This is a genomic window from Microbacterium sp. Marseille-Q6965 (assembly GCF_946151065.1).
Lineage (GTDB): Bacteria > Actinomycetota > Actinomycetes > Actinomycetales > Microbacteriaceae > Microbacterium.
In genome coordinates this window covers 182,313-201,017 of record NZ_CAMGZA010000001.1, presented here as the reverse complement: position 1 = coordinate 201,017, position 18,705 = coordinate 182,313, and the positions used below count along the sequence as shown (strand labels likewise).

Genomic DNA, 18,705 nt, shown 5'->3' with positions numbered 1-18,705 from the left:
GCACAAGTTGTGTCGATGTGCCGGTACAAATCGGAGCAAGGTCGGGAGAGGGCGCGATGGCCGCTTCCCGTCGCTTAGGCGCGCTTTGCCGCGAGCAGCCGCGTCAGGGGTGTGTCGAGGAAGAAGAGCGCGAAGGCGATGGATCCCACCGCCGGCGACAGCAGCACCACGGCGGCCGCGATGAGCAGGGCGCTGAGCGCCCCGCGCCCGGAGGCCGTGGCGCCGGCGGCGGTGAGCTCGGGCAGCATCACGTCGCGTCGGCGCATCGCCCACCGCCACTGCAGCCAGCTGCAGAGGATCGCGAGGAAGAACACCGTCGGCATCGCCAGCCTGCCGGCGAGGTACTCCGAGTACTCCGTCGTGAGCCCGGTCGCGAAGGGGACGAGCACGATGAAGAGCAGTCGGACGCTGTTGAGCCAGACCATGACCGCGTCAACGCGGGCGATGCGCTCGAACTGCTGCACGTGCACCATCCACAGCAGACACAGCAGCACGAAGCTGAGCACGAACGTGCCGAACAGCTCGGTCATGGCGCCGAGCGCCACCCACATCCGGGCGTCGGAGTCGACCCGTCCCAGAGAGTGCGTGGTGAGGTCGAGCACCAGAAGGGTGGCCGCGATCGCGAACACGCCGTCCGTGAACGCCTCGACGCGCCGCGTGGCCTGCGTCGCAGCGGGGTGCCGTCGCTGCCTGATCATGAGCGCGATGGTATCGCCCGCGCTGTCGTCTAGGGCGCGGGGAAACATCATCGCGGGAACGCGCCCGGGCGCGGTGCCGCGCGTCAGCGGATCATGCGCGCGGCGGTGATCGCGGGCGCACTCGGGTCGCGCTGCTCGACGCCGTCGAAGTGGAACCCGTTGCGCACGTAGAAGGCGATCGCTCGAGGGTTCTCCGTCGCGACCCAGAGCGTCGCCGGCTGCGTGCCGAGCGCCGCATCGAGCAGAGCTTGCCCGGCACCGGAGCCGTGATGCGCGGCCGATACGTAGAGCGCGTAGAGCTCTCGCTCGCGCGGGGGCGGCGCGTCGGCGAAGGGAGTCGCGGCTCCCGCCCAGGCGAAGCCGACGAGCGCGCCCGCGGCCTCCGTGATGCGCAGCGTGAAGTCCGCGCGGTCGTCCGCCAAAACCCGGTTCCACAGGCGGAGGCGAGCGGCGACGTACTCGTCCGAGAAGTAGCCGTCGGGAAGGAGAGGGGCATACGTCTCGCGCCACGCGGCCACGTGCAGCCGCGCGATGGCGCTGGCGTCGCTCGACACGGGCTGCCGAATCGTGAACGCCATGCGCTCATCCTGCCAGGATCCCGCGGCGCGGGCGGTCGCGCCCGACCGCACTCGCGATCGCGGGGGAGGGGTGCCGCGCTCTCGCCCCATCAGGAGCGCCCGAATGTTGGTCGCCGACGGTTGCGCGTCGCCGTGACGCCGGCGAGAGCCAGGGCGCAGACGAGGGCCGCCGCGCTGACGGCGTAGAGGATCGTCGACCACGGCGCACGATCGGCGCCGGAGATGCCGTAGGTGTCGGCCAGCGCCATGCCTGCTCCGAACGAGGCGACCGCGTAACCCGGCGCGCCGAGCGCGTAGGCGCAGGGGACCCCACGCGGACCGCGAACTCCGTGTGCGGCGCCTCGGGTGCGGGCAGGTCGGTCCCGACGGGGCGGGCTGTGACTTCGCGCACGAGGGCAACTGACACCGCACGGGCTGCGGAGGGTCGGGGTTTTCAGCGCAGCACGCCCCGAGTGTTGCGTCCTATGCGCCGGTCTCCTCCGCGGCCAGGATGCGCTCGATAGTGCTGCGGCCGAGTGCGCTCATCGCTGGGTTGGTCGTGGCGTAGTACCAGACGAGGCCGAGCGCCTGCTGCAGCGCCCAGGCGATGCTTCGTTGCCACTCGGTCTCGCTCGGGCCGACCCTCTCGCGGAACTCGTCGCGACGTTCGGCATCGAGCACGTGCCAACCGACAACAAGATCCAGAGCGGGGTCGGCGGGTCCGAAGCCGCCGGTGTCCAAAACGCCTCTCAGCCCGTCACCGGCGAGGAGATTGAAGGGGATGAGATCCTTGTGCGACATTACGTCTGGCTCGGCCCGCGGCGTCGCACGCAACCTCTCCCATAGATCACGAAGTCGTTCGGTCGGGAGGAGCGAATCGCTCTGCACGAGACAGTGGGCGACCCACGCGTCGTGACGCCGAAGTTCCCCTCCGCGTCCTGTGCCGGCGAACGACCGGCCTCGAACACTCACACTCCTCAGCTCGCCGACGAGGACCGCCAGATCGCGTGCGATCAGCGACGAGGATGCCGCTGAGTCAGGTGTCACGACCTCGCCGGGAATCCACGTCTGGACGGACCAGGGCATCGGATATGCGTCCGTCGGGCGCCCGATGAAGAGCATCCGCGGCGCCGGGAAGGAGCTTCCCTCCGCAAACTCACGCATCGCCGCGCCCTCCAGAGCAAGCTCCCGGCGGTAGGCAGCGGCGTCGCCGCTGTGCATGGGAAAGCGGGCGAGGAGGCCGGCACCGACACGGAACACATAGCTGGTCGTGGCAGCAGTCGGGAGCGGTCGAACTTCGCCCACGTCCGCGTTGAACTGATCCCACACCAGCTGAGCTGCCACCTCGGGATCGAGTCGCAATTGACCCTCATGCACCGCGAGCCCTTCTCTCCATTGCCCGAAACCTTATCCCGGGGGAGGCGGGTGCAGCCTTCGCAAACGGGTATCGCGTCTTCGTGCTGACATAATGTGCATTATCGGCTAGAACCCGTCAGCGGGAAGTGGAGGCTCCCGGCGCACGCCGACGGCCCACCGGTATTCCTCCGGTGGGCCGTCGCGGGGCGTCGGGAGCGAGGTTCGGCGCCCATTACGGGAGCGACGTTCCTCGTCATGACGTGAACGAGCGCCTCAGGCGGCGAGCACGACGACCTTGCCGGGAATCCGTCCGGCGGCAGCTTCCGCGTGCAGCGCCGGCAGTTCCGTGAGCGGGATCCGTCGCGTGACCTCCACGGTGATCTCGCCGTCGTCGACGAGAGCCACGAGCTGCTGGAGTCGCTCGCGGTTCGGGCGAACGAAGACGGTCGCCGCGCGGACGTCACGCGTGTCGTCACTCGGTGTCGCCATGAACGCCGTCGTGCTGACGACCGCGCCGCCGTCCCTGACGGTGGCGACGTAGGCCGCGAACTGGTCGGGCTCGATGGGCGCGAGGTTCAGCAGCACGTCGACCGGCGCCGCAACGGCGTCGAGCAGGTCGGTCACCGTGTGATCGATCACCTCGTCCGCGCCGGCGGCACGAACCGCATCGATGCTCCGCGGGCTCGCCGTGGCGATCACGTGCACACCGGCGCGCTTGGCGAGCCGGATGGCGTACTTTCCGACCACGCCGCCGGCGCCGACGATCAGCACGCGCTGCCCCGCCTCGAGCCGCCCCTCGTCGAAGAGCGACTGCCACGCCGTCAATGCGACCGAGGGCAACGCGGCGCCATCCGCGAGCGGGATGCTCGTCGGTGCTGGCACCAGCGCCTCCGCCGGGGCGACGACATACTCCGCCGCTCCCCCGCCGCGCTCCATCGGCAGGAAGCCGATGACCTCGTCGCCGACAGCCAGCCCGTCCACGCCCTCCCCGACGGCGTCCACCGTGCCCGCGACGTCGTACCCGGGCACGTGTGGCAACCGGATCGGAATGGGCAGGAACCCGGCGCGCATGCCGTTGTCTGCCGCGTTGAAGGCGGAGGCTGCGACGCGGAGCCGCACCTCCCCCGCCGCCGGTGTCGGCTGGTCGGCCTCCTCGTACCGGAGAACCTCGGGTCCGCCCACCTCGTGAAAACGCACTGCCTTCATGATCGTTCCTCTCGTCGGTGCTTCGAATTCGAAGCGATGTGGGCGACGCTAGCACTGCTTCGAACTTGAAGCAACTGCTATCCTGGGGGAATGACGGAGAACGCGGGACCGGCGGGGCTCAGCCCCGCGGAGCTGGGGGCCTACTTTGCGCTCATCGAGGTGAGCAGCCTGGTGCGGCACGCGGTGGAGCAGCAGCTGCGGGACGCGGGAGACCTGAGCTATGTGCAGTTCCAGCTGCTCGCCACGCTGGGCGATGCGCCGGGCGGCAGCCGGCGGATGACGGGGCTCGCCGACGGGGTCGTGTACAGCCGGAGCGGACTGACCTATCAGGTCTCGCTGCTGGAACGCGCCGGATACGTGACCCGCACGACGGCCGCGGAGGACGAGCGAGGGGTCACCGTGACGCTGACCGAGGCGGGCAGGGGCGTGCTCGCTGCCGTCTTCCCCGGGCACGTCGCTGTGCTGCGCGAACTGCTCTTCGACGCGCTCGACGACGAGGACATCGACTCGCTTTCTCGCGTCCTCACCAAGGCGCGCGAGCGGATGCGCTCCATTCCCCCGCGCTCGGCGCGGTCTCGCCGACGGAACGCCGGCCCCGCCTGAGCCGAGACGCGTTCGCGCCCGGAGCCGTGCGGGCGCGACGCCGACCCGCCCGCGCCGTCGCCACCGTGAGGCCGCGCGCGCGAGGGGTCAGGCGCCGACGTAGTCGGCCAGGTGCCGGCCCGTCAGCGTGGAGCGATCGGCGACGAGCTGGGCCGGCGTGCCCTCGAAGACCACTCGGCCGCCGTCGTGCCCGGCCCCGGGCCCCATGTCGATGATCCAGTCCGCGTGCGCCATCACGGCCTGATGGTGCTCGATCACGATGACGGACGTGCCCGCGTCGACGAGCCGATCCAGCATGTCGAGCATCTTCGACACGTCGGCCAGATGCAGGCCCGTCGTCGGTTCGTCGAGCACGTAGACCTCCGCGCCCTCCCCCATCTGCACCGCGAGCTTCAGGCGCTGTCGCTCCCCTCCCGACAGGGTCGAGAGCGACTGGCCGAGGCTGACGTAACCGAGCCCCACATCGCTCAAGCGCTGCAGGATCTTCGCCGCGGCAGGGATCCGGGCGTCGCCTGCGGAGAAGAACGCCAGCGCCTCCTCGATGGGCAGGTCCAGGACGTCGGCGATGTTCTTGCCGCCGAGCGTGTACTCGAGCACCGACGCCATGAAGCGGCGTCCGCCGCAGTCCTCACACGGCGTGGTGACCCCCTGCATGAAGCCGAACTCCGTGGTGATGGCCCCGTTGCCCTTGCACGTGGGGCACGCGCCATCGCTGTTGGAGCTGAACAGCGCCGGCTTCACGCCGTTTGTCTTCGCGAACGCCTTTCGGATCGGCTCGAGCAGGCCCGTGTACGTGGCCGGGTTGCTGCGGCTGGAGCCCTTGATGGCGCTTTGATCGACGAAGACGACGCCCTCGCGGCCGGCCAACTGCTCGTTCACGAGCGAACTCTTGCCACTGCCCGCCACGCCCGTGAGCGCCACGAGCACGCCCGTCGGCACGTCGACGTCGACGTTTCGGAGGTTGTTGGCCGTGGCACCGCGGATCTCGATGGCCCCCGTCGGCGTGCGCACAGACTCCTTCACCCGGGCGCGATCATCGAGGTGCCGGCCGGTGACCGTTCCGCTCGCGCGCAGACCCTCCACGGTGCCGGTGAAGCAGATCTCGCCGCCCGCTGTGCCGGCGCCCGGCCCCACATCGACGACGTGGTCGGCGATCGCGATCGTCTCGGGCTTGTGCTCGACGACGAGTACGGTGTTGCCCTTGTCCCGCAGCTGCAACAGCAGCTCGTTCATCCGCTGGATGTCGTGCGGGTGCAGTCCCGCGGTCGGCTCGTCGAAGACGTAGGTGACGTCGGTGAGCGGCGACCCGAGGTGCTTGATCATCTTGAGCCGCTGCGCCTCGCCCCCGCTCAGCGTGCCCGACGCGCGATCGAGCGAGAGGTAGCCGAGCCCGATGTTCACGAAGGATGCCAGCAGGTCGCCGAGGGCCGTCAGCAGCGGGGCCGCGCCCGGCTCCTCGAGACCGCGAACCCAGGCCAGCAGATCGGAGACCTGCATCGCGCACGCCTCCGCGATCGACACCCCCGCGATCTTCGACGAGCGCGCCGGTGCTGCCAGGCGCGTCCCCTCGCACTCGGGACAGGGACCGAACGTCACCGCCTGGTCGACCCAGGCGCGCACGTGCGGCTGCATGGCCTCGCGATCCTTCGACAGCATCGACTGGCGGATGCGCGGCACGAGCCCGAGGTAGGTGATGTTGATACCGCTGAGCTTGACCTTCGTCTCCTCGCGATGCAGGAAGTCGTGCAGCTGCTCCGGGGTGAACTCCCCCACGGGCCGGTCGGCGGGGAAGAACCCGGACTCGCTGTACTGGCGCACCATCCAGCCACCCGGCTTGTAACCGGGCACGAGGATCGCGCCGTCGTCCAGGGACAGGGACGGATCGTAGATCTGGGAGACGTCCAGGTCGGACACGCGCCCCGTGCCCTCGCAACCGGGGCACATGCCGCCGAGCATGGTGAAATCCGCACGTTCGCGCTTGGCGCCGCCGGTGCGCTCGACGACGATGGCACCCGACGCCTTCACGGACGGCGTGTTGAAGGAATACGCGTTCGGCGGGCCGATCTGCGGATCGCCCAGCCGGCTGAAGAGCACGCGCAGCATCGCGTTCGCGTCGCTGGCCGTGCCCACGGTGGATCGGATGTTCGCACCCAGCCGCTCCTGGTCGACGACGATCGCCGTCGTGAGTCCATCGAGCGAGTCGACATCGGGCCGGGCCAGCTGCGGCATGAACCCCTGCACGAAGGCGCTGTAGGTCTCGTTGATCATCCGCTGAGACTCCGCGGCGATCGTCTCGAACGCGATCGAGCTCTTTCCGGATCCCGACACTCCCGTGAAGACGGTGAGGCGACGCTTGGGCAGATCGAGATCGACGCCCTTGAGGTTGTTCTCACGTGCGCCGCGAACCCGAATGAGGTCGTGGGAATCGGCGGGATGGACCGTCATGGACGCAACCGTAGCGAAGGCCTACGACACCTGCTGGATGCGCAGCAGGTTGCCGGCCGGATCGCGGACCGCGCCGTCCCGGATCCCGTACGGCTGGTCGGTGGGCTCCTGCACGATCTCGGCGCCGGTCTGTGCAAGCCGCTCGAACACGGCACCCAGGTCGGTCGAGGCGAGATTCAGGCTGGCGTAGGTGCCCTTGGCCATCATCGCCTCGATGACGCGCTCCTCCTCCTCCGTGACGCCGGGGTCGGCGCCCAGGGGGTAGAGCACGATCGAGACGTCCGGCTGCCCAGCGGGACCGACCGTGATCCAGTGCATGCCGTTGTACCCGACGTCGCCGCGGACCTCGAAGCCCAGGCTGTCGCGGTAGAACGCGATCGCGTCCTCGTGACCGGTGTGCGGAAGCATCGTCTGATGGATGGTCAGGTTCATACGGGCAACGCTATTGCGCGTCGCCCCCCGGCGCTTCTCGATTCCTGATCGGTCGCGTGAAGCGCCGCACCATGCACGGAGGGACGGCGTCGAGCGCTCCGAAGGAGCTGCGGCGATACTCCGACGGCGACATGCCCACGAGCTCCTTGAAGCGCGTGCTGAACGTGCCGAGCGACTGAGCGCCCACGGCCAGGCAGACCTCGGTCACGCTCAGCTCCGTCTGCCGCAACAGGGCCATCGCGCGCTCCACGCGCCTGGTCATCACATAGCTGTACGGCGACTCGCCGTACTCCTCGCGGAAGCGCCTGCTCAGATGGCCGGCCGAGAGGTGCACCCCGCGGGCGAGCGCCTCGACGTCGAGCGGGCTGGCGTACTCGCGGTCGATGCGGTCGCGCACGCGCCGCAGCAGCACGAGGTCGGAACAGTCCGGGCGGGCGGGCATGCGGGTACGGAAAGCGGTCACCGATCAGCGCAGCGCGGCCGTCGGGCTCGTCGTCTCCGGCCACTTCGGCGGTGGTGGCGTCCACTGCAGGAAGCGGTCGAGTAGCTCGTCGGGATCGGTCGCGACGATCAGGTGATCGCGCAGCCCGTGCGCCACGAACCCCTCGTCCACGAGACGGTCCACCAGCGCGAGGGCGGGATCCCAGAACCCGTCGACGTCGTACAGCGCGATCGGCTTGGCATGGATGCCGAGCTGGAGCCACGTCCATGCCTCGAAGAACTCCTCGAGCGTGCCGATCCCGCCGGGCAGCGCCACGAATCCGTCCGCGAGATCGGCCATCCGCATCTTGCGCGCGTGCATGTCGGGGACGACCTCGAACGCGCTGAGATCGCGGTGCGCCAGCTCCTTGTTCAGCAGCGCCTGCGGCATGACGCCGATCACCTCGCCGCCCGCATCGCGTGCGGCGGACGCCACCGCACCCATGAGCCCGACGTTGCCGCCCCCGTAGACCAGGCCGTACCCGCGCTGCGCGATCCGCGTGCCCACCGCGCGCGCTGCCGTGAGGTAGGCCTCTCCCCTACCGGGCGAAGATCCGGTGAAGACGGTGATGCGCTCGAGAGTGTGGGGCACCCGCCCAGCCTACGTTCTCGGCGGGCCCGGAGGCGGGAGGATCGGAAGGGGCGGCGTATCGTGGAGCGGGTGAGCACGCGAACGGGTGAAAGTATGCCGGCAGCAGCATGACCGCGGTGCTCACGGGTTACGCCGTCGTCGGGCTGGCGATCGTCATCGGATACATCGTCGGCCGCACCGGGATCCTCGGCGCGCAGGGCCGATACGTGTTGAGCCGTCTGACGTTCTTCGTCCTCAGCCCGTTCCTGCTGTTCGTGGTTCTCGCCGACGCCGACGTCACGGTGCTCTTCTCCTCGCTGTTGCCCGTGTCGCTCCTCGCGGCGCTGTCGATGTTCCTCGTCTACGCGCTCGTCGCGCGGTTCATCCTGCGCCGATCCCTCGGCGCGACCGTCATCGGATCGCTCGGGGCCGGCTACGTCAACGGCAACAACATCGGACTGCCGATCGCGACCTACCTGCTCGGCAGCGGGGCGTTCTCGGCGCCGATCATCCTCATCCAGCTGCTGCTGTTCACTCCCGTGGTGCTGACGATCCTCGACGCGATCTCGTCGGGCGCGGCGGAGATCCGGCTCGTGCTGCGCAGGACCGCCCGGAACCCCATGATCCTCGGCTCCCTCCTCGGCACGATCGTCGCGTTCACCGGCGTGGAGCTGCCGCCCGCCGTGATGGATCCGGCGCGGCTGATCGCGGACGCCGGGATCCCCGTGCTGCTGATCGGATTCGGGATGTCGTTGCACGGCAGCCGCGTGCTCACCACGCGCGGCACGCGTGCCGACGTCATCGTCGCGACGGCTCTCAAGCTGCTCGCCATGCCCGCGGTGGCCTGGGTGATCGCCCGTTTCGGGTTCGGGATGGACGGTCACGATCTGTTCGCGGTCGTGCTCATGGCCGCCCTCCCCAGCGCGCAGAACGTCTTCAACTACGCGCAGCGCTACGAGGTGGGCGAGACGATCGCACGCGACACCGTCTTCCTCACGACGATCGGCTGCATCCCCGTCATCTTCGGCGTCGTGCTGCTGCTCGGCTGAGGCAACACGTCACGGCCGGGCGAGCTCGGGCGCGTGGCCGGTCCCCACGGTCTCACGCCGCTCCCGTCGCACGCGCCGCCACTCCAGAACCCGGTCGACGACGATGCCGAGAAGCATGGCGAACACGATGCCGATGAGTGCGCCCAGCAGCGGGTCGTCGGCGAACCAGCGGCCCGACAGCGCCCCGATCGCGACCGAGTAGCCGGCCCAGCTCGCCGCGGCCAGAGCGGAGAGGCCGACGAAACGGGCGACGGGATACCTGGTTGCGCCCGCCGTGAGGTTGACGGCCACCCGACCGACCGGGATGTACCGTGCGACGAGGATCAGCGCGGCACCTCGCCGCCGCAGCCCACCGCGTGCCCAGTCCACCGTGCGGCGCGCCCGGGCACCGCGCATCCAGCGGAAGCGCTCGGTGCCGATGGCGCGTCCGAGCCAGTACGTCGCGTTGTCGCCCGCGAACGCGCCGAGGGCCGCACACAGCGCCAGGAGCAGCAGATTCGGTGCGCCGGTCGCGGCACCCACCGCCGCGGCACCCACCACGATCGTCTCGCTCGGCATAGGCGGGAAGAACCCGTCGACCGCCGCCATGGCGAACGCCACCACGAAGATCCACGGTGAGGCGATCGTGTCGAGCAGGGCGTTGAGGATGAGATCCACGGGACTCCTTCAGTCGCTTTCGACGCTACGGACCGGCACCGCGCTCCCGCGTCAGTCCCTGGTCGGATCCGCGTCCGCCGCGGGGATGACTCCAGCGTGCGCCGGGCGCGGCCCGTGTGCCATGCGGCCTGCTCCCGACCCTCGCCGGGGGTTCTCCCCCGCCCGCGAGGCGAGCCGCAGCGCCAGCGCCATGAGACCGGCGCTGAGCACGGCGACCGGCCAGCTCAGGCCGAGGACGAAGACCACGGCGATCGACACCACGCCGAGCGCCGCGGCGGCCGCCGCGCGCAGCCCGACCGCCGGTGCGCTCGCGCGGGGACGCGGCAGGCGCTCGGCCGCCGCCACGACGCCGGCCACGGCCAGGCCCGCGACCGCGAGCCACGCCGCGCGCGTCGACCACCATTCCGGCGAGCCGAGCGCGGGCAGGGGCAGCGCGCCGAGCAGGCTGAGCGCGGCACCGAGGCCGGCGAGCCCGATCAGGACCGGCATATGCCACAGGTAGATCGTCATGGAGCGTTCGCCGATGGCGTCCACGGCACGGCCCACCGGGGGCGCCTGCGCGAGGCGCCGCAGGGCCGGCTGCGCGAGGGAGAACAGCGACAGCTGCACGGTTCCCAGCAGCACGAGGGCGAGCGTCGGCGGGTTCAGGTTCACGTACATGTCGGGCGAGTACGGGCCGACCATCGTCAGCAGCAGGAGCAGCCCGAGCGCGGCAGCCGCCATGCCGAGCCGCGCGTCGCGCGACAGCTCCTCGAGCCGTCCGTCGGCGAGCAGGAAGCCCAGCTGCTGCACCAGCAGCCAGACGGCGGCGAGACCGAGGAACCCGATCGCCTCGATCCCTGTCGCAAGGCGCGCCATGTCGATCGCGATCACCGCGAGGAGGGGCCCCGCGATCCCCCAGACGGGGCGCCGCTCATGCAGGGCGGTCATCGCGGGGACGAGGGCCTGGACGAGGACGAACACGCCGAGGAACCACAGCGGCTGCGACATCCGGAACCCTGCGGTGGCGACGATGTCGGCCGGTACGCCGGCGACCGTCAGGGCGAGCAGTCCCCCACCCATCACCATCATCACGGTGAGCGCCGGCGCGATCAGCCGCTGCACCCGCGACGCGGCGAAGGTGCCGGCGGTCACGCCCCGTGCCCGCGCGCGGCGCCACGCGCCGAGCCCCGTTGCCCCGCCCGCGAGGAAGAACAGCGGCATCATCTGCACGAACCAGCTCACCGGTGCGAACCAGACCGTCTCCAACGCATTGGCGAAGACCGGTGCGCCATCGACCACCGTGACGCCGACCATCATGGCGTGCAGCAGGACGACGAGCACGGTGCAGCCGGCGCGCAGCAGGTCCAGGCTGCGATCGCGCGCGGGTGCGGCGGGTGTGGTGGCGCGCGGCGTGAGCAACGGCGCGGGTGCGACGGCGGTCATCGGTCCTCCTCGGGTGGGTTACCGGGAGACCGTAGGAGTGCGATGCCGGCAAGCGGATCACTCCGGGGAGTGAATCCGCGCCCGGTCGTGCCCCACCACGGGGTGAGGGCCCGTCCTGCCCCACCACGGGGTGAGGGCCTCAGCCGGGCTGCACGAGGCCCGCGTCGTAGGCGGTGATGACGAGCTGCACGCGGTCGCGCGCCCCCAGCTTCTGCAGCAGCTTGCCCACGTGCGTCTTCACCGTCTGCTCGCCGATGTAGAGCTCTGCCGCAATCTCGCCGTTCGACAGCCCTTGCCCGATCAGCACGAGCACCTCTCGCTCGCGGTCCGTCAGGCCGTTGAGCGTCAGCGCGGCGCGGGGGGTCTCGGCGGGCTGTGCGGCGAAGCGCTCGATGAAGCGGCGCGTCACGGTCGGCGCCAGGAGCGCCTCGCCTGCCGCCACGACGCGCACGGCGTGCACGAGCTCATCCGGCAGCGCGTCCTTGAGCAGGAAGCCGCTCGCGCCGGCCCGAAGAGCTTCGAGGACGTACTCGTCCACATCGAACGTGGTGAGCATGAGGATCCGGGGCACATGCGGCAGCGGCCGCTCGGGCCGCAGGATCCGCCTCGTCGCCTCGATGCCGTCACGCTGCGGCATGCGCACGTCCATCAGGATGACGTCCGGGCGCAGCTCGCGGGCGAGCCGCTCCGCCTCGACGCCGTCGCCGGCCTGTCCGACGACGCGGATGCCGTCCTGGGCGTCGAGGAGGGCGGCGAACCCCGCCCTCACCATGGCCTGATCGTCGACGACGAGCACGGTGATGCGATCGCTCACGGCGCCTCCTGCGGGGCGAGGGGCAGAGCGGCCGCGACCCGGAACCCGCCCGCTGCGGTCGGGCCGGCGTGCAGCGAGCCGCCGAGCAGGGCCGCGCGTTCGCGCATTCCCACGAGGCCGTGTCCCTCGCCGGAGCGAGCCGGCGTCTCATCGCCCGGAGCGTTGGCCACCTCGATGAGCACCGCGCCGTCACGGCTGGAGACGGCCACGTCGATGGCCGCTCCGGGTGCGTGGCGCACGGCGTTGCTGATGGCCTCCTGCACGATCCGGTACGTCGCGATACCGGTGGGGCGCGAGACGCCCTCGGTCACCGCCAGCTGCAGCCGCACCCGGGCCCCCGCCCTCTCGGTCTCGCCGATGAGCGCGGGGATGTCCTCGATCGACGGCTGGGGCGCGCGTTCAGCGGCGTCCTCACCGCGCAGCGCGCCGAGGAGATGGCGCATCTCTACCAGCGAGCTGCGCGCGGACCGCGCAATGTCCTCGAACTCCGAAACCGCTTCTTGCGGCAGGCCGGGCAGGCGGTAACGCGCCGAGGTGGCCTGCACCTGGATGAGCGACAGGCCGTGGGCCACGACATCGTGCAACTCGCGCGCGATGCGCTGGCGCTCCTCGGCGACGAGCCGGCGCTCGTGCTCGGCGGCGCTCACCTCTCGCTCCCGAGCGAGCTGGCCTGCCACCCGCACCCGTTCGTGCAGGAGCGCGCCGACCGCCAAGCCACCCGCTCCCAGCGAAAGCGCCACGATCGCGCTGGCGAGCGTCTGCGGGGCGTCGTCCAGGACGGCGGGGAGGGAGACGGCCACGGCGGGCACGACGTACGCGGCCGTCCCGAGGCGCCACCCGTGCACCGTCGCGACGATGCCGACGAGCAGCGTGAAACCGATGATCGCCGTGACGGACCACGGCCACGGCGCCGCGTCGGGAGCGGGTGCCAGCCGCAGTGCGAAGCCGGAGGCGGCGAAGGCCGCCAGGGCCCATACGGACCACCTCGCTGCAGCCACGAGCGCCGCGCCCTGCACGGCGGTGAGCAGCAGCGCCCACGGCACGGGCACGGCGTAGAAGACGGCCTCCACGGGCGCGGCGACGACCACGATCACGACCGCCGCCGCCGCCACGCACGCGTACCAGATCAGCCGCGCGCGCGGAGTCGCGCCGGCCCGCGCCGCACCTGCGCCGGCGCGCGGGAGCGCGGACGACTGCCGGGAGGTCATTCGGTCATCTTGTCACGCACGGCGGCGCGCCGGATCCCTCCGCGGAGGGACCGGCCGCGGGCGAGTTACGGGGCGACGAAGCTCGAGGTGTCGCCGAGCAGCAGCTCGTTGCCCTCCGGCACCGGCGCGACGGCCGCCTTGGCGATCTCGGCCGCGAACTCGGAGACGTTGTAGAGCCGCCCGGCGTCCTCGCGCCGCGAGGCGATCGCGCCGGGGTTGGCGCGCTCCAGCAGCGTGGCCGTGATCGTGCCTTCGATCATGTCTCCCGACACGACGACGAAACCGATCCCGGCCTCCTCGAGCGCCGGGATGCGCTCGCGCAGCGCGTCCTCGCCGGCGCGCTTCGACAGCGCGACCTGCTCGTACTCGGGCATCGTGGGCGTCGTGCGGATGAAGTGGGCCTGGTGGCTGGTGACGAACACCACGCGCGAGCCGCGTCCCATGAGAGGAAGAGCGGCTTCGAGCACGCCGACCTGGGCGTCGCGGTTGAGGCGCAGCGCGTAGTCCTCCGCCATGCCCGACTCCATGCCGCCCGAGGCGTTGAGGACGAGGATGTCGAGCGTGCCGAACTCGGCGCGGGCGGCGTCGAACATGGCGGCGACGGAGGCCGAGTCGGTGAGGTCTGCGCCGACGACGAGCGCCTTGACGCCGAGCTCGCGCACCTCCGCCGCGAGCTTCTCGGCACGGGGCGCCTTGTTGCGGAAGTTGATGACGACGTTCGCCCCGGCCTCAGCGAAGTACCGCACCGTGTCGGCGCCGATGCCGCGGGATGAGCCGGTGACGAGAGCGGTCTTTCCGACGAGGGATCCGGGGGCGAGGGGCTGCGACACGGGTGAACTCCTGCGTGAGACGACGAGGCCGGACGAAAGGACCGGCCGTCCCGAGACTAGCAACGACGTCCCCGCCCGCTCCGGAGACACTGTCCAACGGATCGCGCGAATCGTTGTCCACGGCCGTCATGTGCAGTTCTGCCCATGCGCAGTGTCGGCGCGAGACACCGCACATGGATAAGGTGGCCGCAAGGAGGGGGAACCTATGGACATCGCCGACTACGCCTGGATTGCCTGGCTTGCGGTGATCGCGATCGTGCTCGTCATCGAGATGCTCTCGGGCGAGTTCACATTCCTGATGATCGCGATCGGCGCCGCCATCGGACTGACGGCGTCGCTGCTGGGCGCACCGATCTGGCTGCAGATCATCATCGCGGCTGTCGCGGCCGTGGCGCTGCTGCTGTTCCTACGGCCGCCGCTGCTTCGCCGCCTGCGTCGCCCGCACGACCCGATGAAGTTCAATGTCGACGCGCTGCTCGGGATGGCCGGGACGGTGCAGCAGCCCGTCACGCCGATCGCCGGTGTCGTGAAGCTCGCCGACGGGCAGACCTGGTCGGCTCGCACCACTGGCGCGCTCGAGATCCCCGCCGGCGCCGTCGTCTACGTGCAGTCCGTCAAGGGCGCGCTCGTGTACGTGGGCGACCGTCCCCCCGCCGTCGATCCGACGCACTGACCCGTCCCCGGCCGAGAGAGAGATTTCCATGGACAACGTCATCCTCTGGGTGCTCGTCGCCGCGATCGTCGTCTTCGCGATCGTCACCCTGCTGCGCGCCATCACGATCGTGCGCCAGAGCGACGCCGTCATCATCGAGCGGCTCGGCAAGTACAACCGCACGCTGTACGGCGGCCCGCACCTGATCGTGCCGTTCATCGACCGACCGCGCCTGCGCGTCGATCTGCGCGAGCAGGTCGTGTCCTTCCCGCCCCAGGGCGTGATCACCGAGGACAACCTGACGGTGGCGGTCGACACGGTGGTCTACTTCACCGTCACCGACCCGCGGGCGGCGACGTACGAGATCGCCAACTACCTCGGCGCCGTCGAGCAGCTCACCATCACCACCCTGCGCAACGTGGTCGGCTCCCTCAACCTCGAGGAGGCGCTCGTGAGCCGCGACGTCATCAACGCCAAGCTGATGACCGAGCTGGACGAGGCCACCGGTCGCTGGGGCATCAAGGTGAATCGCGTGGAGCTGAAGGCGATCGACCCGCCCGCCTCGCTGCAGGACGCCATGGAGAAGCAGATGCGCGCCGAGCGTGACCGCCGCGCCGCGATCCTCACCGCCGAGGGACACAAGCAGTCGCAGATCCTCGTGGCCGAGGGTGCGCGGCAGTCCGAGATCCTCAAGGCGGAGGGTGACAAGCAGGCCCAGGTGCTGCGCGCGCAGGGCGAGTCGGAGGCCATCCAGACCGTCTTCAGCGCCATCCACGCCGGTGCACCGGACGACAAGCTTCTCGCCTACCAGTACCTGCAGATGCTGCCGAAGATCGCGGAGGGCGAGGCGAGCAAGCTGTGGATCATCCCGAGCGAGCTGACGGAGGCCCTCAAGGGCATTTCGGGCGGCTTCGCCGGCGGCCTTCCGGGTGCGCCGCGGCCGCCGCGCGCGCCGCGACCGGCCCCGTCCCGCGAGGCCGACCCGGACGTGAGCGACGCACTGAAGGCCGCGCAGGAGGCGATGAAGGCCGCCGAGGAGGTCTCGTCTGAGGCCGAGGCGTCGGCCTCGCAGGTCGGCGGGGCCGCCGGCGGCGCGCTTCCGCCCCGGCCGCCGATGGACGCCGCGGACGCCGCACGCCGCTCCGACGACCAGGGCGCGTGACACACCCCTACCTCTCGCACGAGGCGAGGCCCCGCGTGCTGGCGCACCGGGGCCTCGTGCCCCGCGATGCGTCGGGAATCGCCCCGAACACCCTGGCGGCGTTCGCCGCCGCGCACGCCGCCGGGGTGACCTACATCGAGACGGACTGCCACCTCACCGCGGACGGAGAGGTCGTGCTGTTCCATGACGCCACGATGGAGTCGATCACCGGCGACGAGCGCCGCGTGGACGCCGTCACTCTCGCCGAGATCGAGTCGCAGCTCGCCGACCACGGGGGCGCCCTCACGCTGGCCCAGGCGCTCGACACCTTTCCCGAGGTGCGGTTCAACGTCGATGTGAAGGCCGCGGCCGCCGCCGCACCGGCGGGGCGCATCGCTGCCACCGCGCCCGAACGCGTTCTTCTGACGAGCTTCTCGGACGCGCGGCGCCGCGCGTCACTCGCGGCCGCGGCACCCGCGCGGCCCGCGACCTCCGCGGGCCGCGGCACGATCGTGCGCTTCGCGTTGGCCGCCGCGCTGCGAGCGCGGCCGCTCGCCCTTCGCGCGCTGCGGGGCATCGACGCGTTGCAGGTGCCGGAGAGGCAGGGCCCCGTTCGGGTCGTCACGCCGCGCTTCGTCGCTCTCGCCCACGAGGCCGGCTGCGAGGTGCACGTGTGGACCGTGAACGATGTCGCCACCATGCGGCGCCTCGTCGCGATGGGCGTGGACGGTATCGTCACCGACCGCGCCGCCGACGCTCTCGACGCGTTTCGTTGACGCGCCGACAAGCCGTGTCCCGCCATCGTCGCCGCCTCGCGCCGTCGCCCGCCACGCGCGCGGCGAAGAGCGCTGAGCATCGGCTGGGAGGTGCCGCGCCGGGCCCGCCGTTCGGATGATCCGCACAGGCGCAGGCGTTATACAGAGGAGTTGACGAAAGGACCACACCATGGCAGACCGCAGCCTTCGTGGCATCCGACTCGGCGCTCAGAGCCTGCAGAGCGAAGAGGGCGTCGTGTTCATGGAGCGCACGCAGCACACGTACACCTGCAGCAAGTGCGGGCGTGACACCGAGCTCACCTTCGCGGCCGACGCGGAGCCGCCCGCGACGTGGGAGTGCCGCACCTGTGGCGGCGAGGCGCTGCTGCAGACGAGCACCGGGCAGGCCGAGGTCGACCACTCCGGTGACAAGGCGCCCCGCACCCACTGGGACATGCTGCTCGAGCGCCGCACGATCCCCGAGCTCGAGGAGATCCTCGCCGAGCGCCTCGCCTACGTGCGTGCGCGCCGCGGCGAGACCGACTCGTCGGCCAAGAGCGCCTGAGCGCGCGATCACGCGAACGCCGGTCCCTTTCGGGGGCCGGCGTTCCGCTTTGGCGTGGTCAATCGCGCACCGCATCATCGGTAATCTGAGGATCATGGCGAAAAGCGAGAATCGTGCGGTCGGCGTCGACGTCGGAGGCACCGGCATGAAGGCCGGCATCGTGGATCTGGACTCCGGCGAACTCCTGAGCGATCGCGTCCGGATCGACACCCCGGACGGTGGCCATCCCGCCGATGTGCTCGCCACGGTTCAGGCGCTGCTGGATCTGCTCGGTGAGGAGGCCGACGAGCTCCCGCTGGGCATCTGCTTCCCGACCATCGTCAAGGGTGGGCGCACGCTGTCCGCCGCCAATGTCTCGAAGGAGTGGATCGGGTTCGAGGCCGAGAAGTTCTTCGAGGACGGCCTGGGCCGCGACATCCACTTCGTCAACGACGCCGACGCCGCGGGCCTTGCCGAGCTGCGCTACGGGGGCGCGAAGGGACGGGCCGGGCTGACGATCCTCACGACGCTCGGCACCGGCATCGGGTCGGCGTTCCTCTTCGAGGGCAAGCTCGTGCCGAACACGGAGCTGGGCCACCTCCTTTGGAACGGCGAGTCGATCGAGCGTTACGCCGCGGCCACCGCCCGGGAGCGCGACGGGCTGTCGTGGGAGGAGTGGGCGCAGCGCCTGCAGAAGTTCTACGACCACGTCGAGTTCCTCTTCTCCCCCGACCTGATCCTCGTCGGCGGCGGTGTGTCGAAGAACCCCGAGAAGTTCATGCCTCTCATCACCACGCGCGCGGAGTTCACGACCGCCACGCACCGCAACAACGCGGGCATCATCGGGGCCGCGAGCCTCGCGAAGACGGACGACGAGTACCTCAGGGAGCTCAGCGGCGCGCCCGCGTAGACTGGGCGGGCGAATGGGTCGGCCGGACGGCCGCGTCGCGCGTGAGCGCGCCGAGGAACGTCCGGGCTCCACAGGGCAGGGCGGTGGGTAACACCCACCCGGAGCGATCCGCGAGAAAGTGCAACAGAAAGCAGACCGCCGGCTTCGGCCGGTAAGGGTGAAACGGTGGTGTAAGAGACCACCAGGGGCCGTGGTGACATGGCTCGCTGGGTAAACCTCGCCCGGAGCAAGACCAACAGGGGATGACGACGCGGCCCGCCGAGTCCCCGGGTAGGTTGCTAGAGCGGCACGGCAACGTGTCGCCGAGAGAGATGGCCGTCGAAGGAGCTTCGGCTCTGGAACAGAACCCGGCGTACAGGCCGGCCCATTCGC

21 protein-coding genes and 1 other RNA gene are annotated in these 18,705 nt (G+C 70.7%); 8 read left to right on the top strand and 14 right to left on the bottom strand.

Annotation, left to right across the window (positions count from 1 at the left end; genetic code table 11):
- Nucleotides 1-74 precede the first annotated feature (74 nt).
- The 5 genes from N8N77_RS01015 to N8N77_RS00995 form a co-directional block, all read right to left on the bottom strand.
- Entirely contained in the window at nucleotides 75-698 is a 624-nt protein-coding gene (locus N8N77_RS01015; RefSeq protein ID WP_261163961.1) for a TMEM175 family protein, read from the bottom strand.
- An 83-nt stretch (nucleotides 699-781) separates the two neighbouring features.
- A complete protein-coding gene (locus N8N77_RS01010) occupies nucleotides 782-1,276 on the bottom strand; it encodes a GNAT family N-acetyltransferase (protein ID WP_261163960.1) in 495 nt (164 codons plus the stop codon).
- 89 nt (nucleotides 1,277-1,365) lie between these two features.
- Nucleotides 1,366-1,524 carry a hypothetical protein gene (locus N8N77_RS01005; protein ID WP_261163959.1) on the bottom strand — a complete coding sequence of 53 codons (159 nt, stop codon included), beginning with the start codon at nucleotides 1,522-1,524 and terminating at the stop codon, nucleotides 1,366-1,368.
- 214 nt (nucleotides 1,525-1,738) lie between these two features.
- Nucleotides 1,739-2,599, bottom strand: a complete 861-nt coding sequence (locus N8N77_RS01000) for a phosphotransferase (protein ID WP_261163958.1) — start codon at nucleotides 2,597-2,599, stop codon at nucleotides 1,739-1,741.
- A gap of 285 nt (nucleotides 2,600-2,884) precedes the next feature.
- Nucleotides 2,885-3,817: an NADP-dependent oxidoreductase gene (locus N8N77_RS00995; RefSeq protein WP_261163957.1), complete on the bottom strand. Its 933-nt coding sequence runs from the start codon at nucleotides 3,815-3,817 to the stop codon at nucleotides 2,885-2,887.
- A 90-nt stretch (nucleotides 3,818-3,907) separates the two neighbouring features.
- On the opposite strand from N8N77_RS00995, the gene N8N77_RS00990 reads away from it, so the two are divergent.
- The gene (locus tag N8N77_RS00990) at nucleotides 3,908-4,420 is read left to right on the top strand and encodes a MarR family winged helix-turn-helix transcriptional regulator (RefSeq protein WP_261163956.1); all 513 of its coding nucleotides are present in this window, start codon (nucleotides 3,908-3,910) and stop codon (nucleotides 4,418-4,420) included.
- An 87-nt stretch (nucleotides 4,421-4,507) separates the two neighbouring features.
- Here the strand turns inward: N8N77_RS00990 and N8N77_RS00985 are convergent, their stop codons facing one another.
- The 4 genes from N8N77_RS00985 to N8N77_RS00970 are packed head-to-tail and all read right to left on the bottom strand — an operon-like array spanning nucleotide 4,508 to nucleotide 8,369.
- Complete coding sequence (locus N8N77_RS00985) at nucleotides 4,508-6,865, bottom strand: excinuclease ABC subunit UvrA (RefSeq protein WP_261163955.1); 2,358 nt, start codon at nucleotides 6,863-6,865, stop codon at nucleotides 4,508-4,510.
- A gap of 21 nt (nucleotides 6,866-6,886) precedes the next feature.
- Complete coding sequence (locus N8N77_RS00980) at nucleotides 6,887-7,297, bottom strand: VOC family protein (protein WP_261163954.1); 411 nt, start codon at nucleotides 7,295-7,297, stop codon at nucleotides 6,887-6,889.
- Nucleotides 7,298-7,307: 10 nt separating this feature from the next.
- Nucleotides 7,308-7,739, bottom strand: coding sequence for a helix-turn-helix transcriptional regulator (locus N8N77_RS00975; RefSeq protein ID WP_261163952.1), 432 nt, complete (start codon nucleotides 7,737-7,739; stop codon nucleotides 7,308-7,310).
- A 24-nt stretch (nucleotides 7,740-7,763) separates the two neighbouring features.
- Nucleotides 7,764-8,369 (bottom strand): TIGR00730 family Rossman fold protein, encoded by a 606-nt coding sequence (locus tag N8N77_RS00970; protein ID WP_261163951.1) that lies wholly within the window; start codon nucleotides 8,367-8,369, stop codon nucleotides 7,764-7,766.
- Nucleotides 8,370-8,476: 107 nt separating this feature from the next.
- Between N8N77_RS00970 and N8N77_RS00965 the strand changes: the two genes are divergently transcribed.
- Nucleotides 8,477-9,397 (top strand): AEC family transporter, encoded by a 921-nt coding sequence (locus N8N77_RS00965; RefSeq protein ID WP_261163950.1) that lies wholly within the window; start codon nucleotides 8,477-8,479, stop codon nucleotides 9,395-9,397.
- 9 nt (nucleotides 9,398-9,406) lie between these two features.
- Here N8N77_RS00965 and N8N77_RS00960 read toward each other — a convergent pair whose 3' ends face one another.
- The 5 genes from N8N77_RS00960 to N8N77_RS00940 form a co-directional block, all read right to left on the bottom strand.
- A complete protein-coding gene (locus N8N77_RS00960; RefSeq protein WP_261163949.1) occupies nucleotides 9,407-10,054 on the bottom strand; it encodes a DedA family protein in 648 nt (215 codons plus the stop codon).
- 51 nt (nucleotides 10,055-10,105) lie between these two features.
- On the bottom strand, nucleotides 10,106-11,479 hold the full coding sequence (locus tag N8N77_RS00955; RefSeq protein ID WP_261163947.1) for an acyltransferase: 1,374 nt from the start codon (nucleotides 11,477-11,479) through the stop codon (nucleotides 10,106-10,108).
- A gap of 139 nt (nucleotides 11,480-11,618) precedes the next feature.
- A complete protein-coding gene (locus N8N77_RS00950; protein ID WP_261163946.1) occupies nucleotides 11,619-12,293 on the bottom strand; it encodes a response regulator transcription factor in 675 nt (224 codons plus the stop codon).
- Nucleotides 12,290-13,501: a sensor histidine kinase gene (locus N8N77_RS00945; RefSeq protein WP_261163944.1), complete on the bottom strand. Its 1,212-nt coding sequence runs from the start codon at nucleotides 13,499-13,501 to the stop codon at nucleotides 12,290-12,292. The genes N8N77_RS00950 and N8N77_RS00945 overlap by 4 nt, the downstream gene beginning before the upstream one ends.
- A 65-nt stretch (nucleotides 13,502-13,566) precedes the next feature.
- Nucleotides 13,567-14,331 (bottom strand): SDR family oxidoreductase, encoded by a 765-nt coding sequence (locus tag N8N77_RS00940; RefSeq protein ID WP_261163942.1) that lies wholly within the window; start codon nucleotides 14,329-14,331, stop codon nucleotides 13,567-13,569.
- 205 nt (nucleotides 14,332-14,536) lie between these two features.
- Between N8N77_RS00940 and N8N77_RS00935 the strand changes: the two genes are divergently transcribed.
- The 6 genes from N8N77_RS00935 (at nucleotide 14,537) to rnpB (ending at nucleotide 18,704) form a co-directional block, all read left to right on the top strand.
- A complete protein-coding gene (locus N8N77_RS00935) occupies nucleotides 14,537-15,004 on the top strand; it encodes an NfeD family protein (RefSeq protein WP_261163940.1) in 468 nt (155 codons plus the stop codon).
- A 28-nt stretch (nucleotides 15,005-15,032) separates the two neighbouring features.
- The gene (locus tag N8N77_RS00930; protein WP_261163938.1) at nucleotides 15,033-16,145 is read left to right on the top strand and encodes an SPFH domain-containing protein; all 1,113 of its coding nucleotides are present in this window, start codon (nucleotides 15,033-15,035) and stop codon (nucleotides 16,143-16,145) included.
- Complete coding sequence (locus N8N77_RS00925) at nucleotides 16,142-16,900, top strand: glycerophosphodiester phosphodiesterase family protein (protein WP_261163936.1); 759 nt, start codon at nucleotides 16,142-16,144, stop codon at nucleotides 16,898-16,900. Before N8N77_RS00930 ends, N8N77_RS00925 begins: the two co-directional genes overlap by 4 nt.
- Before the next feature lie 169 nt (nucleotides 16,901-17,069).
- A complete protein-coding gene (locus N8N77_RS00920) occupies nucleotides 17,070-17,444 on the top strand; it encodes an RNA polymerase-binding protein RbpA (RefSeq protein ID WP_261163934.1) in 375 nt (124 codons plus the stop codon).
- Nucleotides 17,445-17,538: 94 nt separating this feature from the next.
- Nucleotides 17,539-18,333, top strand: a complete 795-nt coding sequence (gene ppgK / locus N8N77_RS00915) for a polyphosphate--glucose phosphotransferase (protein WP_261163932.1) — start codon at nucleotides 17,539-17,541, stop codon at nucleotides 18,331-18,333.
- A gap of 14 nt (nucleotides 18,334-18,347) precedes the next feature.
- Nucleotides 18,348-18,704: RNase P RNA component class A (gene rnpB / locus N8N77_RS00910), an RNA gene on the top strand.
- Nucleotide 18,705: the final 1 nt, after the last annotated feature.